The sequence below is a fragment of the Microbacterium sp. 10M-3C3 genome (genome assembly GCF_003931875.1).
Lineage (GTDB): Bacteria > Actinomycetota > Actinomycetes > Actinomycetales > Microbacteriaceae > Microbacterium.
Map to the genome: position 1 here is coordinate 309,050 of NZ_CP034245.1, position 16,564 is coordinate 325,613.

Here is a 16,564-nt window from a genome sequence, read left to right on the forward strand (position 1 = left end):
CGGGTTCGGTCAGCGGAGCGCGATCGCGGCTTCGGGCGTGGCCACGCGGAAGCTGAACGACTCCTCGAGGTACAGCTCCACCGCATCCGCCGTGTGCGCCGCGTACCCGAGCGAGATGTCTTGGCCGGATTCGAAGAGGAAGTCGCCGCCGCGCCGGCTCACGACGACCGCGCCGCGGAGGCCCGGCGCCCACACCACCGGTCCGCCGAGCACGCGCTCGAGGTGGTGACGGAGCGGAGCACCGCCGTCGTCGCTGCCGCCGGATACCGCGATCCACGTCGGCGAGTCGAGCGCGATGCCGTACGGCCCGCCGACGCCGGCGCCGGCCAGCGTCTCGACCGCGGAGGCGACGACCGTCGCGAGTGCGCCGAGGTCGCCTGGCAGCGCGAGCGGTGCGTGCGGGGATGCCGCGGTGACCCCCGTGATGCCCGCCGCCTCCCATCCGTCGAGGACGGCGGTGTTCTCCCGGCGCGCGAGACGCGCGGCCGCGTCGTCGAGCGGGCCGAGGTCGGTGTCCGCCGCGCCGCGCGCGTCGGCGTCGAGCTCGTCGCGGGAGAGCGAGAACGCCGCGCGGGCCTCGACCAGGGGCAGGACGCGGCGGCTGCGACCGCGCACGCCGTCGGCGTCGAACGTCGGGCCTACCCGGCCGAGGCTCGTCCCGGAATGCTCCCAGCCGAGCGGGCCGGCGAAGTCGACGAGCGCCCGCGCACCCAGCGCAGGTGCGAGGCGCGTGCGGGCCTCGTGGTCGAGCGTCGCCCACGTGCGCTCCGTGATGGGGGCGAGATGGCGCAGGAGGTGGTTCATCGCGATCCTTTCGCGTCGGGACGGCCGCCGATGGCCAGCGACCCATCGGGAGGAGCGGACGCCGCGCCGTCACCGGATGCGGCGGGCGCGGTCGCCGCGGCCGGTGCGCCGTCGGCGGGCGCGGGCAGGTCGTCGAGGCCGTCGCCCGACGGCGCGAAGAACACCGATCCGGTCAGGGCCGTCGAGAAGTCGAGCAGCCGGTCGTGCAGACCCGGCGGATCGCCGATGAACATGCGCTCGAGCATGCGCTGGATGACCCACAGGTGCCGCGAGTAGCCGGCGAAGTATGTGCCGAACTCGCCGCGACCCGGGCTTCCGAAGGGCATGTTGTCGCGCAGGATCGAATGCTCCACGCCGTCGTCGTCGACGATCGTGGTGAGGGTCTTGTGCGAGCGCTGCCCGCTGTCGGCGTCGGGCAGCTCGATGTTCTCGGCCTTGGTCCGCCCGAGGATCGCCTCCTGCACCTCGGTCGGCAGCGCGCGCCACGCCGACAGCGGATGCACGTACTTCTGCACGACGACGTAGCTGCCGCCCGCGTGGTCGGCGTCCTCGTCCCCGACGAGCACGGCCTCGGGCACCGCCGGCCCGACGGGGTTCGCTGTGCCGTCGACGAAGCCGAGGAGGTCGCGGCGGTCGAACGAGCGGAAGCCGATCGTCTCGTCGACGACGCGCACCGCCGGCCCGAGCGCGTCGAGCAACTGACGTTCGAACTCGAAGACGATGTCCGCCCGTTCGGCGCGGATGTGGAAGAGGAGGTCGCCGGCGGTGGCCGGCGCGGTGTGGGCCGCGCCGACGACGGGCGAGAACGGGCGCAGTTCGCGGGGGAGCGACGCCGAGGTCAGGCGTGGCCATGCGGCCGCGCCGATGCCGACCGTGCACGTGAGGGTGCCGTCGGGGTCGCGGAAGGCGACCGCCTTGATCGATTCCGACAGGCTCGTGAGCACGTCGCGCACGGTGTCGACCGCGTCGGCACCGGCTGCGAGCTCCACGACGAGGAACGTCGCGTGCGAGGTCAGCGCGGCGGTCGGGCGCTGGACGGCGCCCGCCCCCTCATGATCAGCCGGCATCCGCGGCCCGCTCCAGCTCCCGCTCCCAGTCCGCGGGCACACGGCCCGCCGGCCCCGGCACCGGCTGATCGGCCGGATGACTCCGCGGCGGTGCGAGCTCGGGCCCGGCGAGCATCTCGTCGTCGCGGTAGCTGTAGAACCAGTCCTCGCCCGGTTCGAAGCTCTGGATGACGTCGTGGCCCGTGGCGCGGGCGTGCGCGGTCGCGTGGCGGTTCAGCGAGCTGTCGCAGCATCCGATGTGCCCGCATGTGGCGCAGCGGCGCAGATGGAACCACCACGACCCCATCGCGTCGCACTCGACGCATCCGGTGCCCGACGGCGGCACCTCGGGGCGGATGTCGGTCGCGCTCATGCGTGCTCCTTCCGGGTGGGCGGGGGTGCTTCCTGACTATCAGGTCGGGCGCCTCGGATGAAGGGGTGGCGGGTGGCCCCCTCAGGACCACACAGGCGGCGCGTAAGCGTCCCCCATGGATCTGACGCGCTCACGGGCGGATGAGGCGGCGCGCCCGCCGGGCTTAGCGTGGAGGCATGCCCCCTACCGCATTCGATTCGCTCGACGACTACATCGCCCTTCCCCGCATCGAGGCGCTCGCCCTCTCGCCCGACGGCGCGCGCGTCGTGCTGACCGTCGCGACCCTGACGAAGGACGCGACCGGGTACGAGAGGTCGCTGTGGGAGGTGGCTGTCGACGGCAGCGGAGCGCCGCGCCGGCTCACGCGCTCGGCGAAGGGCGAGTCGGGCGCCGCGTTCACCTCGACCGGGGATGTGCTCTTCGTCAGTGCGCGGCCCGATCCCGAGGCCGACGAGGAGGCCGGCCAGCTGTGGCTGCTCCCCGCCGCCGGCGGCGAGGCGCGTCCGGTCACGCGGCTCGCGGGCGGGGCCTCGGGGGTCGCGGCGGCGGCCGCCGCATCCGAGCGCGTCGTCATCACCGCCGACCTCCTGCCCTCGGCCGACACGCTGGAGCGCGACGCCCAGCTGCGCGCCGAGCGCACCACGCGGAAGGTCTCCGCGCTCCTGCACGACCGCTATCCGGTGCGCTATTGGGACCACGACCTCGGGCCGGGTGAGCCGCACCTGCTCGCGATCGATCTCGCGGGCCTCGCCGACACGCTGCCCGCGCTCGCCGCGGAACCGGATGCGGCGGCCGCCGACGAGGCGGAACCGGATGCGGCGGCAGCCGACGCGGACGCCCCCACGCCCTACCCGGCCACTCTGCCCAGGCCGCGCGATCTCACTCCGCGCCCCGGCCGCACCGCCGACACCGCGGGTGTCGCGCTGACACCCGACGGGCGGACGCTCGTGGCGTCGCTGCGCGTCCCTCAGGGCCGCGACGCCCGCTACGCGATCGTCGCGATCGACACCGATTCGGGCGAGCGCCGCACCCTCTTCGACGAGCCGAGCACGTACTTCGAGTCGCCGGCCGTCAGCCACGACGGCTCGCGCATCGCGTTCGTGCGCTCGGCGTTCGCGACGCCCGCGGGCCCCGCCGACCAGGAGCTGTGGGTCGCGGGCATCGACGGCTCCGCGCCGCGGCGCCTGGCCGAGGGGTGGGACCGCTGGCCGGGCTCGGTGCGCTTCGACCGCGACGATGCGGCGCTGCTCGTCACCGCCGACGACGACGGGCGCGGGCCGATCTTCCGGGTACCGCTCGACGGCGGCGCGGTCGAGAAGCTCACGCACGACGACTTCACCTACACGCACGTCGACGTCGACCGGCGCACCGGGGATCTCGTCGCGCTCCGCTCGTCATGGATGCAGCCGCCGCATGCGGTGCGGGTCGCACGCGACGGCGCCGTCACCCCGCTCGCCTCCCCCGCGGCGGTCCCCGACGTGCCCGCGCGCATGGTCGAGGTCGACACGACCGCCGAGGACGGCAGCCGCGTGCGCGCGTGGCTGCTGCTGCCGGCCGGCGCCGAGGCGGAGCATCCGGCCCCCCTGCTGCTGTGGATCCACGGCGGCCCCCTGAACAGCTGGAACGCGTGGAGCTGGCGCTGGAACCCGCAGCTCGCCGTAGCCCGCGGGCACGCGGTGCTGCTGCCCGACCCGGCCCTGTCCACCGGGTACGGCCTGGACTTCATCGCCCGCGGGTGGAACAGCTGGGGCGGCAAGCCCTACACCGACCTCCTCTCGATCACCGACGCCGTGGTGGCGCGCGACGACATCGACGAGACCCGCACGGCCGCGATGGGCGGGTCGTTCGGCGGGTACATGGCGAACTGGGTCGCGGGGCACACCGACCGCTTTCGCGCGATCGTGACGCACGCAAGCCTGTGGGCGATGGACCAGTTCGCCGGCACGACCGACCACTCGCCGTACTGGCAGAGCATCTTCACGCCCGAAGCCGCTCTGGAGAACTCCCCGCACCGGTTCGTGCGCGACATCCGCACACCGATGCTCGTGATCCACGGTGATCGGGACTATCGCGTGCCGATCGGGGAGGGGCTGCGCCTCTGGTCGGAGCTCAACGAGCACTTCGCGGCGGAGGACGGGGCGATCGTGCACCGGTTCCTCTACTTCCCCGACGAGAATCACTGGGTGCTGAAGCCGCAGCACGCCGTCGTCTGGTACGAGACGGTGTTCGCGTTCCTCGCGGAGCACGTGCGTGGTGAAGAGGCGTCGCGACCGGCGGTGCTGGGGTGATCCATCGCGCGCCGTGAGTAGTCTGAGCCGGTGCGGCGGATGCGGGCGACCTGGAACACGGGCGGGATCCTCCTCGTGCTGTGCGGCGTCTTCGCCCTCGTCACGCCGGGCGCGCTCGGCCCCGGTCTCGGCGTGGGTGTCGCGGGGGCGGGCGCCGTGCTGTACGCGGCGGCCGTGCTCGTGTTCGCGATCGGGTTCAGCCGGGCGGCGAGCGTCGTCCTGCGCCGCCCGCTCGGCCTGACCGCGATGGTGGTCGTCGCTGTGTGGCCGCTCGTCGCGCGGCCCGTCGGGGAAGCGCTCAGCGCGGGCGGCCCGGGCCCGTCCGTCGCGGCGCGCGCGTTTTGGGCGGTCGACCTCGTCGTATCGCTCGGCGCGGCGCTGATCGCCGCGGTCCGGATCGGCCGCACCGGCGTAATTCCGCGGCCGTGGGCGTGGGCGCCGCTGTGGGCGCTCGGCGTCTTCGTTGTGTGCGCGGTGGTCCCGCAGTTGGTCGCCGTCGGGGCGCCCAGCGCCGGTGTCGAGCTTGTGCCGCTCTTCTCCGTGCTCGGCGCGATCGGTTCCCTCGCGGGAACCCTCGGGCTCGGCATCCTCGCGCTCGTACTCGCCGCCCAGCTGCGGCCCGGCTCGGTCGAGATCCTCCGCACCCGCTGACCCCGCTGCGATCCGTCGCTAGCCGACGCTCGGCCGGCTCGTCCCGGTCCCGCTGCACGAATTCAGGCTGGGATGCAGAGTCGACGCCGCCGACACCGTGATTCCGCGGGCGGAGCCGCGCCCGCTCGGCCGCCGGCCTGAGTTCGTACCGCGGAAGCCGCATGCGGTGACGCAGCTCGCGACCCGTCGCTCGGCCGGCTCGTCCCGGTCCCGCTGCACGAATTCAGGCTGGGATGCGGGGCCGACGCCGCCGACACCGTGATTCCGCGGGCGGATCTTCGCCCGCTCGGCCGCCAGCCTGAATTCGTACCGCGGAAGCCGGATGCGGTGACGCAGCTCGCGACCCGTCGCTCGGCCGGCTCCCCGGTCCCGCTGCACGAATTCAGGCTGGGATGCGGGGCCGACGGCGGCAGCACCGTGATTCCGCGGGCGGATCCGCGCCCGCTCGGCGGCCAGCCTGAATTCGTGCCGCGGAAGCCGGATGCGGCGCGGGCGGCGCCGCCGATCGTGTCACGCGTACGTGCGGTGGACGTGCCAATGGCCGGCGTCGGCGTAGACGTCGAAGACGATGCTGTCGCCGCTCGGGTCGGTCGCCTGGAAGCGCCAGCCGATCGCCGCATCCGCGGGGGTGTGGGCGCCGTGCGCGCGTCCGTCCCGCAGCAGCACCGTGGGCATGTCGCTCACCGTCCAGCGGCGCCCGGCGTAGAACATCCGCGCCGACACCCCGTCTGCGAGCCACAGCGCCAGGTCGTGCCCGGCGCGCTCGCCGTCCCGCACCGCTTCCATCGCCATTCGTTCAGCGTAGAACATAGCTTCGAAACTCACCACTCCTCTGGACGGCCCGTCCGGAGCATCCGCTAGCGTGACGAGCGTGGCCGCCCCCACCGACATCGACGACGACGTCGATCCGCACGCCGCCGCGCTGCGGTCGGCGTACGGCCGCCAGATCCCGGTCGGCGTCGTCATCGGGGTGCTCGCCGGCACGATCGCGGGCGGGGCGAGCGGCTCGCCCGCGCCCGTCGTAATCGCCGTCGAGTACGGCGTCGTCGGCGTGCTCATCGCGGCGGCTGCCGGCGGCGCGGGTCTTCTCGCGCTGCTCGTCGCCCACGCGATCGCCCCGCGCCCCGCGGTGCGCATGGCCGCCGTGGCGCTGTCCGTCGGACTGGTCGTCGCGGCGGGCCTCCGGGTCGCGCTCGCCGCGTTGTGGTCGCCGCTGTCGGAGGGGGTGCCCTGGGCCGGCATCGCCGCTGCCGTGGTCGCCCTTGCGTGCGCGGCATGGGCCGAGCGTCGGGCCTCGCGCGTCGGCGCGCCGGCCGCGCGAGACATCAGCGCCACGACCAGCGCCGTGTGGCCGGTGATCGGCGGGCTCCTCGGGTTCGTCCTGGGGGCCTTCGCCGTGCTCCTGATCCGCGAGCAGCTTCACATCTCCTGCGCCTTCCTCGCCACGGGCGACGAGCCGGGCGGCTGGGTGTGCGCCGACGGCATCTCGTATCTCCTGCCCGCCCTCGCCTTCGGCGCCCTCGCGCTGACCACGACCGTCGCGGGCGCGCTCGTCGCCGGCCTCGTGCGGCGTGCGGCCGTCGCATCCGGGGTGCTCACGGCCATCGCGGGCCTCGCGGTCGCCGCGCTGCTGGCGCTCACGTGGTACGGCTCGGCGCAGTCCGTGCACAACGCGCCGGAGGGTGTCGTCTCCACCGACTACTGGTTCGCAGCGCTCGGGCCTGCGGCCGTCGTCGCGGGCCTCGCGACGGCCGCGGCCGCGGTCGCGGCGACCCTCCCGACCGTCGGGCGTGCCGGCTTCGTCGCCGGCGCCGGGCTCCTCGCGCTCGCCACCGTCGTGCAGCCGGGCCTCGCGCTGGTCACGATGCCGGCGGCCGGATGCCTCGTGGCCGCCGGTCAGCGCGCCGCGCCGTCGACAGTGCTGCGGCGCCGCTCCGCCGCGAGCGCCGACGCGGTACCCACGCGCGCGCGACGCCACCCGGTCACCGAGTGGGTGCGATCGGCGGAGCCGGTGCTGTGGGCGCTCGCGCCGATCATCGGCGTGGTGGCGTGGGCGTGGAACATCCCCCGGCTGCTCAACGTCGCCGGCTGCGAGGGCGACTGCATCATGGGCCTCGTCGAGCTGGGGGCGGGAGGTCTGCCCATCGCCGCCACCGTGTCGATCTCGCTCGCCGTGATCTTCGCGGCCGTGCTGCACATCACCGGTCGCACACGGGCGTGGGCGGCCGCGACCGCCGTCGTGCTCGTGGTCGCCTCGGTCGCCGCGTCCAGCGTCGCGATCGATGCGGGTTTCGCGCCGATGTTCGCGCGCAACGAGGCGATCGCGAACGGCGACCCGCCGCCTCCCGGCACGGGCCTCAGCGCCGACCCGCCCAGCGATCCCCTCCGGACGCCGCTTCCCGACCCGGTCGGGCAGTGGGGTGCGGCCGTGGCGGGCGAGCCCTTCATCCGGTTCGCCGCGGAGGGCACGTTCGCGATGAACGACGGCTGCAACGCCGCATCCGGCCGCTGGGTCACGCAGCCGGACGGGAGCATGCTGCTCGTCGACCTCGTGCTCCCCGTCTCGCCGTGCGCGGCCCCCGACGGCTGGCTCCTCGTCGCCCGCGGCGCCACGGCGTATCCGCGGTACGTCGAGTTCGTCGACGCGGACGGTGCCGCGATCGGCACGCTCGAGCGGTCGCCCGGATAGCCGCCGCCGTCAGGCGGGGACGACGGCGTCGGGGGAGAGGTCGAGGCGCCGCAGCAGCTGCGCGTTCAGCGCCACCACCACGGTCGACGCCGACATCAGGATCGCGCCAACCGACATCGGCAGGACGAACCCGATCGGCGCGAGGACGCCGGCCGCGAGCGGCACCGAGAGGAGGTTGTACCCGGCCGCCCACCACAGGTTCTGCGTCATCTTGCGATAGCTGGCACGCGAGAGCTCGATGACCGACACGACCGAGCGCGGGTCGTCGCTGGCGAGGATCACCCCGGCCGACGCGATGGCGACGTCGGTGCCGGCGCCGATCGCGATGCCGACGTCGGCGCGCGCGAGAGCGGGAGCGTCGTTCACGCCGTCGCCGACCATGGCGACCTGCCGTCCTTCCGCCTGCAGCTCGGCGACCTTCGCCGCCTTGTCCTCCGGGCGCACGCCGGCGAAGAACCGGTCGATTCCCAGCTCGTCGGCGACGGATGCGGCGACCTCACGCGCGTCGCCGGTGATCATGACGACGTCCACGCCGCGGGCGCGCAGAGCATCGACGGCGCGACGCGACTCCGGACGGATGCCGTCGGCGAGCCGCAGCGCGCCCGCGACGGCGCCGTCCACGATGACGTGCAGCACGATCGCGCCCTCCGCTCGCCACGGGCGGGCAGCGGCGAGCTCGTCGAGCTGCTCCTGCGCGAGGAGGTGCGGCCCACCGACCTGCACCGCGCTCTCGCGCACCCGCGCGCGCACGCCGACCGCAGGCGACGACGAGAAATCGGCCGCGCGCGGCACGTCCAGTCCGCGCTCCTGCGCCGCGCGGACGACGGCGCGGGCGAGCGGATGCTCCGAATCGGCCTCCGCCGCGGCGGCGAGCGCGAGCACGCGGTCGGCGTCGAATCCGCCCATCGACTCGATCGCGGTCACGGTGGGAGCGCCCTCGGTCAGTGTGCCGGTCTTGTCGAAGAGCACGGTATCGACCGTCCGCATGCTCTCCAGGGCCAGGCGGTCCTTCACGAGCACGCCGCCGCGCGCGGCGCGTTCGGTCGCGATCGACACGACGAGCGGGATCGCGAGGCCCAGCGCGTGCGGGCACGCGATGACGAGGACCGTGATGGTGCGCACGACCGCATCGTCGGGCAGTCCGACCAGGGTCCACGCGAGCGCGGTGAGGATGCCGGCGCCGAGCGCGAACCAGAACAGCCACCCCGCGGCGCGATCGGCGAGGCGCTGCGCCCGAGACGAGGAGTTCTGCGCGTCGGCGACGAGCCTCTGGATGCCCGCGAGCGCCGTGTCGGCGCCGACCGCGGTGACCTCGACGCGCACCCCGGAGTCGGTCGCGACGGTGCCGGCGACGACCGGGTCGCCCGTACCGCGACGCACCGGGCGCGATTCGCCCGTGATCATGGACTCGTCCATGCTCGCCGACCCCTGCACGACGCGGCCGTCGGCGGGGATGCGCCCGCCGGGGCGCACGACCACGACGTCGCCGACGGCGAGGTCGGCCGGATCGACCGTCACGGTCGCGTCGCCGACGACCTTCTCGGTTTCGTCGGGGAGCAGCGCCGCGAGCGAGTCGAGGGCCGAGGTGGTCTGCGCGAGCGAGCGCATCTCGATCCAGTGGCCGAGCAGCATGATGACGATCAAGAGCGCCAGCTCCCACCAGAAGTCGAGCTGGTGGTGCACGAGGCCGAGGCCGGCGCCCCACGAGGCGACGAACGCGACCGTGATCGCGAGGGCGATGAGGAGCATCATGCCGGGCGCGCGGGACCGCAGCTCCGCCACGGCGCCGGTCAGGAACGGAGCCCCGCCCCACGCGAACATGACCGTGCCCAGGACGGGGGACACCCACGCCACCCACGCCGCATCCGGCAGCGGAAAGCCGAGCAGCATCGCGAACATCGCGGAGAACCCGACGACGGGGGCCGCGAGGACGAGCATGATCCAGAACAGCCGGCGGAACCGCGCCACGTGGTCGCCGTGGCCGCCGTGGCCGGTGTGGCCGGCGTGGTCGGCATGCACCTCGGGCTGCGCGAGGGCGTGGTGATCGCTCATGATGGCCTCCGGTCGATCGCAAATACCCCTGGGGGGTATGCCGCACAACCCTCCCGACGTCCGCCGCATTCCCACTGCGTCGCCTCACGAATCGGCACAGCGCGTCGTCGAATGTGTGAGGGTGGGAAGCGGTCGCCGTCCGCCGCCGACGTCGAAGGGGGAGAACCGCGCATGACCCAGGTGCCGATCGTGCCGGGTGCCGACGACGCGCTCGCGGACGTCATCGGCGAGCGACGACGCCTCGTGGCGCTCGCCTACCGGATGACCGGCACCCTCGCCGACGCCGAGGACATCGTGCAGGAGACCTACATCCGCTGGTACCGCCTCGATGAGGCCGAGCGCGCCGAGATCCGCAATCCCGCGGCGTGGCTGACACGGGTCGCGAGCCGCGTCGCGCTCGACGTCCTCGGCTCGGCCCGGGTCCGCCGTGAGCAGCACGCCGGGCAGTGGCTTCCCGAGCCGGTGCCGGCCGATCTGTTCGCCGGGACGGCGCTGCCGCCCGCGTCGGCGGGTGCGCCGACGGAGGATCCGCTCGAGCGCGTGACCCTGGACGACGCGGTGAGCATGGCGCTGCTGGTCGTGTTGGAGTCGATGACGCCGGCCGAGCGGGTGGCTTTCGTGCTCCACGACGTCTTCGCGACGCCGTTCGATGAGATCGCCGGCCTCGTCGGCCGGTCGCCTGAGGCCGTGCGCCAGCTCGCGTCGTCGGCGCGGCGCCGCGTGCGCGAACGCCGGAGGGCCGTCGTGCCGCCGGGTGAGCACGACGGCGTCGTCCGCGCGTTCCTCGACGCGGCACGCGGTGGCGACCTGCAGCAGCTCGTGCGGACGCTCGCGCCCTCGGTGGAGCTGCGGTCGGATGGCGGCGGCGTCGTCAGCGCCGCGCCGAACGCCGTCGTGGGCGCCGACCGCGTCGCGCGCTTCCTCCTCGGCATCCTGCAGAAGCGGCCCGATCTCGCCTTCGAGGAGCGTCGGACTGCCGACGGCCTCGGCTTCGCCCTCACGCTCGACGGCCGGCTGTTCGCGATGGCGACCTTCCATGTCGAGGACGCGCGCATCACCGATGTGTGGCTCGTGCTCGATCCCGGCAAGCTGACCGAGTGGCGCGCGATTCCGTGACGCGCCTCACATTCCGTGCCGCTGCGTCGTCGGTGAGATGAGGGCGCGATGCCGGGGACGGACCCCGGCGGCCCGGAGAGGGAGTGCGTCATGCGCATTGCGATAGCCGGCGGCAGCGGAACGGTCGGTCGTCACGTCGTCGCCGCCGCGCGTCGACGGGGCCATGAGCCCGTCGTCCTGTCGCGCGGCAACGGTGTGGACGTCGTGCAGGGCCGGGGGATCGATGCGGCGATCGCGGGCGCCGACGCGGTGATCGACGTCGTGAACGCCACGACGCTGTCGACGCGCCGGGCCGTGGCGTTCTTCGAGACGGCGTCGCGGAACCTCCTCGACGCCGAGGCGCGGGCGGGCACGCCGCACCACGTCGCGCTCTCCATCGTCGGCATCGACGACATCGACACGTCGTACTACGCCGGAAAGCTCGCGCAGGAGCGCGCCGTGCGCGCGTCGGGCGTCCCGCACACGATCGCCCGGGTCGGGCAGTTCCACGAGTTCGCGGAGCAGATCGCGGCCCAGACGACGATCGGCCCGGTCACCCTCGCGCCGACGACGCTCACGCGCCCCGTCGCCGCGCGCGAGGTCGGCGAGCACCTCGTCCGGATCGCCGAGGGTGCGCCGGCCGGTCGGGTCGCCGATCTGGTCGGCCCGCGCGACGAGGTGCTCGCCGACATGATCCGACGGATGTACCGGCACGACGGCATCCGGCGTGCGGTGGTCCAGGTGCGGTTCCCGGGTGCCTACGGCCGGGGTCTCGCCTCCGGCGAGCTGCGTGGCGACGTGTCGCGGACCACGGCGACGACGACCTTCGAGCAGTGGCTCGCCGCCGACCACGTCCGCTCGTCCCACCGATGACTCGTCGCCGAGCAGACGGACGGTGGGCGTGCACTTTCCTGATCGATGATCGAGGTGTCGAAAACGCGCTTGTCCGTTCGCTGTGGGGGTGAAACGGTTCCATTGACGAAAGGACACGACCGTGAAGTACGTCATCATGTTCACCTTCGACCCCGAGCTCGACGCGCAGGTACCGGAGGAGCGGATGCAGGAGCTCTACGGGCGCGCGTACCAGTGGTACGGGGATAACGCGGCGCAGATCGCCGACGGGGGAGCGCAACTGCAGCCCGTCGAGACGGCCACCACGGTGAAGTACGGCGAGAGCGGCACGGTCGTGGCCGACGGGCCGTTCTCGGAGGCCAAGGAGGTCGTCGGCGGCTTCAGCATCATCGATGTGCCCGACATGGACGCGGCGATCGCGCTGGTCCGCACATGGCCGTACCTCGAACTCCCCGGCTGGGGCGTGGAGATCCGCCCGATCCTGACCGTCTCGGGCGAGTCGGGGGCGTGAGCGGTTCGGATGCCGCGGCCCGCCCCGACGCGGGCACGCGGCCGGGAACCGGCGGCGGGGTCGCGGCATCCGATCTCCTCCTCTCGAAAGTCGTGCGCGAGGAGTCGGGACGGATCGTGGCGGCACTGGCACGGTCCCTCGGCAGTCTGGACGTCGCCGAAGAGGCGGTGGCCGACGCCGTCGAGGAGGCACTCCGCGCATGGCGGAAGGGCGGAATCCCGCCCAACCCCGGCGCCTGGCTCACGCAGGCCGCCCGCCACGATGCGCTCGATCGCCTGCGCCGCGAGAAGAGGTACCGCGAGAAGCTGGCGGGCATGGTGCCCGGCAGCGACGCGACGTCCGCGGCGGCCGGAGACCACGGGTCCGCTTCGTCCGGCGACGCTGATGACCGGCTTCCGCTGCTGTTCGGGTGCTGCCACCCCGCACTGGCGCCGGAGGCGCAGCTCGCGCTCACGTTGCGAGCTGTGTGCGGCCTCACCACGGCGCAGATCGCGCGCGCCACGTTCAGCACCGAGTCGGCCACGGCGCAGCGGATCGTGCGCGCCAAGCGGAAGATCGGCGCGACCGGCATCCCCCTCCGGATCCCGGACGGGATCGACCGGGCGGGACGACTCGATATCGTCCTGACGATCGTCTCGGTCATGTACACCGAGGCGCACTTCGTCCCCGGCGGCGACGCCGCTGCGGACCGCGATCTCGCCGACGACGCGATCTGGCTCGCAGGTGTCATCGCGGCCGCGCTGCCGCGTGAACCTGAGGCCCACGGACTGCTCGCGCTGCTGCTGTTCCACCGGGCGCGCGAGTCGGCGCGGTCCGCGGGCGGCGACCTCGTCCTGCTCGTCGACCAGGACCGCTCCCGATGGGACGCTGGGCTCATTTCTCGGGCACGTGTGGAGCTGGAGCGAGCCGCGCGGCTGCGCCGCCCCGGCCGGTGGCAGCTGCAGGCGGCCATCGCCGCATGCCACGCGGATGCAGAGACCGCGGCCGCGACCGACTGGCCGCAGGTGCTCGTCCTGTACGACATGCTGCTCGGCTACGACGCGTCCCCTGTGGTGCGACTCAATCGCGCCGTCGCCTTGGATCGGGTCGGTGCGCCCGTCGCAGCGCTCGCCGAGGTGGACGCCCTGGCGGCCCGGCTCTCCGGGTCGCACCTCTGGCATGCCGTGCGGGCGCATCTGCTGCGCCGGCTCGGACACGACGATGAAGCGCTCGCCGCGGAGGTGCGCGCGGTGGAGCTGACAGCGAACCTCGCCGAGCGTCGACTCCTCGCCGCCCGCACCGGTCGGTGACGTTCGGCGTACGCGGCGTTCGCCGCCGTCAGCCGTCACAGTGACGCCCACTGTCGCGCGCAGATTGCTTCATCATCGGACCCGCACAGGCCGGTCGAGACCTCGACACCGCCCTCTCGCCAGGCAAAGGCAAAACCCCCGCGATGTAGAAGCTACGCGAGGGTTTCTGGGGTGATTGTAACGATCACCCTTGTGGCTCCGACCGGCATCGATCCGGTGACCTTTCGATTTTCAGTCGAACGCTCTACCAACTGAGCTACAGAGCCGCGCAGCATCCGTATCGCGAAGCGACGCGATGCCACGTCCTAGACGAAAGGCCTCCTCGAAAGAAGGCCCGTCGCTCGGAGCGACCCTGACGGGACTTGAACCCGCGACCTCCGCCGTGACAGGGCGGCACGCTAACCAACTGCGCTACAGGGCCATGCTTTTTGAATTGTGTGTCGGTGGAAGTGACCCCAACGGGATTCGAACCCGTGCTACCGCCGTGAAAGGGCGGCGTCCTAGGCCGCTAAACGATGGGGCCGGATGAGCCCCTTCGCCACGCGGCTCGGCGCTCACTTGCCGACGCCCAAGCATACGCAATCCCCGACGGATCCGCCAATCGAGGGCGCGCCTGCCCGCCACCGGGGTGTTCGCCGCTCAGCATGGACGACGGCTCCCTGCGCACAGGGGCTGTTGCTTCTGTGACTGGTGTTGTTACTGTGGATCGAGTTTCTGCCGTGAAGCGAAGGGTGCACGCGTGACGCTGGAACGACTGGACGAGGAGTGCGATTGCGCACCCAGTCCCCGTGAGCGTCGCGCGCTGTGGCCCTCGATGGACCGCCGCAGCGCGCTCGCCCTCGGCGCGATCGGCGCCGTCTCGCTCGGCGTCATCGGCGCGGCCGGCGGCCCGATCCTCTCGCCCGCCCGCGCGATCGAGGGCTACCCCTCGTGGCAGGACGTGCAGAACGCGCGGGCGAACGAGGCCGCGAAGGCCGCCGAGATCACGCGCATCCAGGGCCTCATCCAGGCCCTGGCGGCCGACGTGCAGCGCACGCAGGCCGAGGTCGTGGCGCGTTCGAACGAGTACTACAACGCCCAGCAGGCCTTCCTCGAGGCCGCGTACGAAGCCGACCAGCTGCAGGCCCAGGCCGACGCGAAGCAGGCCGAGGCGGCGGATGCGGCGCAGAAAGCCGGCCGGATCGCGGCGCAGCTGTACCGGAGCGGCGGTGACGACACTCCGCTCGAACTGTTCTTCGCGGGGTCCGCCGCATCCGCCGACGACCTGCTGGCCAAGCTCGGCACGATGGACAAGGTCATCGAGCGCAACCGAACCGTGTACGACCAGGCCGTGCAGGCCCGCAACTCGGCGCAGAGTCTCAGCGATCAGGCCGCCGTCAAGCGCGCCGAGCGCGACCGTCTGCAGCAGGAGGCCGAGGCCAAGCTCGCCGCGGCTCAGGCGGCGGCGCAGGCGGCGCAGGACGCGCTCACCGCGCAGCAGGCGAACCAGGTGACGCTCGAGGCTCAGCTCGCCGCCCTCAAGGACACCACCGCCAAGACGGTCGCCGACTACCAGGCGGGCGTCGAGGAGGAGCGGCGCCGCCGCGAGGAGCGCGAGCGTCGCGAGCGCGAAGAGGCCGATCGCCGTGCCCGTGAGGCCGCTGCGGCGGCTGCGGCGGCGGCCGCTGCCAACCAGGGCGGTGGCGGTGGCGGCGGTGGCGGTGGCGGTGGCGGCGGTGGCGGCGGCTCCGGGTGGGTGCGCCCCTCCTACGCGGGCGTGAGCTCGTGGTACGGCCCGCGGTCGAGCCAGTGCACGCCGAGCTACTGCGCGAGCAGCTTCCACCTGGGCATCGACTTCGGTGCCGGATGCGGCGCCGGCAATTACGCCGCAGCCGCGGGCACCGTCACCTACGCCGGCTGGAATGGCGGCTACGGCAACTACGTGCGCATCGACCACGGCGGCGGCATCGCGACCGGCTACGCCCACAACAGCCGGGTCGTCGTCAGCGTCGGCCAGCGAGTCGGCGCGGGGCAGCAGGTGGGTGTCGTGGGTCTCACCGGCAACGTGTTCGGCTGCCACCTGCACTTCGAGGTGTACCAGAACGGCAAGACCGTCGACCCGGCGCCGTTCCTGCGCGCGCGCGGCGTCGGCGTCTGAGTCGCGCCTCACGCAACGACGAAGCCCGGCCCTCGCGGGAGCCGGGCTTCGCTGCATCCGGTGTCAGAGCGTGTTGGGCGCTTCGCCCTCACCCTGCGTCTTGGTCTGGCCCTCGTGCTCGTCGAAGCGCTCGAACGCCTCGCCGACCAGGCGCTCCGCCTCGGCGGCGCCGGCCCACTCGTCCACCTTGACCCACTTGCCGGGCTCGAGGTCCTTGTAGTGCTCGAAGAAGTGCGCGATCTCCTTCTTGGTCCACTCGTCGATGTCGTCGACGTCCTGGATGTGGTCCCAGCGCGGGTCCTTCGCGAGCACCGCGACGACCTTGTCGTCGCCGCCGGCCTCATCGCTCATCTTCAGCACCGCGACGGGACGCACCTTGGCGAGGATGCCGGGGTAGAGGTCGCGGTCGAGCAGCACGAGCACGTCGAGCGGGTCGCCGTCCTCGCCGAGCGTGTTCTCGAAGAAGCCGTAGTTGGCGGGGTAGCCGAACACCGTGTAGAGGATGCGGTCGAGGAAGACCCGGCCGGTGCCGTGGTCGACCTCGTACTTCACGCGGCTGCCGCGCGGGATCTCGATGACGGCGTCGTACGCGCCCATACGTGTGCTCCTTCGATCAGGGAAATGCCGCGCCCAGCCTAGTGGGGCCGCTCGCTCTCCTCCGTGTCGGGGTCGGCCCTCCCGCTGCTGTCCGTTTCTCAGGAGATTTCACCGCCGGGGGTAAGCCGTGCGGCGGAAAGACGCGGATCCCTCCCCGAGCGACAACGAAATCTCCTGAGA

General features: G+C 73.0%; 14 protein-coding genes and 3 tRNA genes. 8 read left to right on the forward strand and 9 right to left on the reverse strand.

The genetic code is table 11. The features are described 5' to 3' along the window. Positions 1-9 precede the first annotated feature (9 nt). From EI169_RS01355 to EI169_RS01365, 3 genes are read right to left on the reverse strand one after another with little or no spacing between them, the layout of a single operon-like run. On the reverse strand, positions 10-804 hold the full coding sequence (locus tag EI169_RS01355) for a family 1 encapsulin nanocompartment shell protein (RefSeq protein WP_125130292.1): 795 nt from the start codon (positions 802-804) through the stop codon (positions 10-12). Beyond that, positions 801-1,871, reverse strand: a complete 1,071-nt coding sequence (locus EI169_RS01360) for a Dyp-type peroxidase (protein ID WP_125130294.1) — start codon at positions 1,869-1,871, stop codon at positions 801-803. Before EI169_RS01360 ends, EI169_RS01355 begins: the two co-directional genes overlap by 4 nt. After that, positions 1,861-2,223: a UBP-type zinc finger domain-containing protein gene (locus EI169_RS01365; protein WP_125130296.1), complete on the reverse strand. Its 363-nt coding sequence runs from the start codon at positions 2,221-2,223 to the stop codon at positions 1,861-1,863. The genes EI169_RS01360 and EI169_RS01365 overlap by 11 nt, the downstream gene beginning before the upstream one ends. Before the next feature lie 176 nt (positions 2,224-2,399). Between EI169_RS01365 and EI169_RS01370 the strand changes: the two genes are divergently transcribed. Continuing rightward, the gene (locus tag EI169_RS01370) at positions 2,400-4,511 is read left to right on the forward strand and encodes an alpha/beta fold hydrolase (RefSeq protein ID WP_125130298.1); all 2,112 of its coding nucleotides are present in this window, start codon (positions 2,400-2,402) and stop codon (positions 4,509-4,511) included. Positions 4,512-4,541: 30 nt separating this feature from the next. Further along, positions 4,542-5,162 carry a hypothetical protein gene (locus tag EI169_RS01375; RefSeq protein WP_125130300.1) on the forward strand — a complete coding sequence of 207 codons (621 nt, stop codon included), beginning with the start codon at positions 4,542-4,544 and terminating at the stop codon, positions 5,160-5,162. A gap of 510 nt (positions 5,163-5,672) precedes the next feature. On the opposite strand, the gene EI169_RS01380 is transcribed toward EI169_RS01375, so the two are convergent. Beyond that, entirely contained in the window at positions 5,673-5,954 is a 282-nt protein-coding gene (locus tag EI169_RS01380) for a hypothetical protein (RefSeq protein WP_240640534.1), read from the reverse strand. Positions 5,955-6,033: 79 nt separating this feature from the next. Here EI169_RS01380 and EI169_RS01385 point away from each other — a divergent pair, with 79 nt between their 5' ends. Beyond that, the gene (locus EI169_RS01385; RefSeq protein ID WP_125130302.1) at positions 6,034-7,851 is read left to right on the forward strand and encodes a hypothetical protein; all 1,818 of its coding nucleotides are present in this window, start codon (positions 6,034-6,036) and stop codon (positions 7,849-7,851) included. Between the two features lie 9 nt (positions 7,852-7,860). On the opposite strand, the gene EI169_RS01390 is transcribed toward EI169_RS01385, so the two are convergent. Further along, on the reverse strand, positions 7,861-9,903 hold the full coding sequence (locus EI169_RS01390) for a heavy metal translocating P-type ATPase (RefSeq protein WP_125130304.1): 2,043 nt from the start codon (positions 9,901-9,903) through the stop codon (positions 7,861-7,863). A gap of 171 nt (positions 9,904-10,074) precedes the next feature. Here EI169_RS01390 and sigJ point away from each other — a divergent pair, with 171 nt between their 5' ends. From sigJ to EI169_RS01410, 4 genes are all read left to right on the forward strand, one after another. Further along, positions 10,075-11,019: an RNA polymerase sigma factor SigJ gene (sigJ, locus tag EI169_RS01395; RefSeq protein ID WP_125130306.1), complete on the forward strand. Its 945-nt coding sequence runs from the start codon at positions 10,075-10,077 to the stop codon at positions 11,017-11,019. Positions 11,020-11,109: 90 nt separating this feature from the next. Continuing rightward, positions 11,110-11,871, forward strand: a complete 762-nt coding sequence (locus EI169_RS01400) for an NAD(P)H-binding protein (protein ID WP_125130308.1) — start codon at positions 11,110-11,112, stop codon at positions 11,869-11,871. Positions 11,872-11,992: 121 nt separating this feature from the next. Further along, the gene (locus EI169_RS01405; RefSeq protein WP_125130310.1) at positions 11,993-12,361 is read left to right on the forward strand and encodes a YciI family protein; all 369 of its coding nucleotides are present in this window, start codon (positions 11,993-11,995) and stop codon (positions 12,359-12,361) included. Beyond that, positions 12,358-13,650 (forward strand): DUF6596 domain-containing protein, encoded by a 1,293-nt coding sequence (locus EI169_RS01410; RefSeq protein ID WP_240640536.1) that lies wholly within the window; start codon positions 12,358-12,360, stop codon positions 13,648-13,650. The genes EI169_RS01405 and EI169_RS01410 overlap by 4 nt, the downstream gene beginning before the upstream one ends. A gap of 193 nt (positions 13,651-13,843) precedes the next feature. Here the strand turns inward: EI169_RS01410 and EI169_RS01415 are convergent. The 3 genes from EI169_RS01415 to EI169_RS01425 all read right to left on the reverse strand — a co-directional run bounded on the left by EI169_RS01415 (position 13,844) and on the right by EI169_RS01425 (position 14,173). Next, positions 13,844-13,916: transfer RNA gene (locus tag EI169_RS01415), tRNA-Phe, on the reverse strand. A gap of 81 nt (positions 13,917-13,997) precedes the next feature. Further along, positions 13,998-14,071 (reverse strand) — tRNA-Asp (locus EI169_RS01420). 29 nt (positions 14,072-14,100) lie between these two features. Next, a tRNA-Glu gene (locus EI169_RS01425) sits at positions 14,101-14,173 on the reverse strand. Between the two features lie 216 nt (positions 14,174-14,389). Here EI169_RS01425 and EI169_RS01430 point away from each other — a divergent pair. Beyond that, positions 14,390-15,787 (forward strand): M23 family metallopeptidase, encoded by a 1,398-nt coding sequence (locus EI169_RS01430; RefSeq protein WP_240640538.1) that lies wholly within the window; start codon positions 14,390-14,392, stop codon positions 15,785-15,787. Between the two features lie 63 nt (positions 15,788-15,850). On the opposite strand, the gene EI169_RS01435 is transcribed toward EI169_RS01430, so the two are convergent. After that, entirely contained in the window at positions 15,851-16,384 is a 534-nt protein-coding gene (locus EI169_RS01435) for an inorganic diphosphatase (RefSeq protein ID WP_125130314.1), read from the reverse strand. Positions 16,385-16,564: the final 180 nt, after the last annotated feature.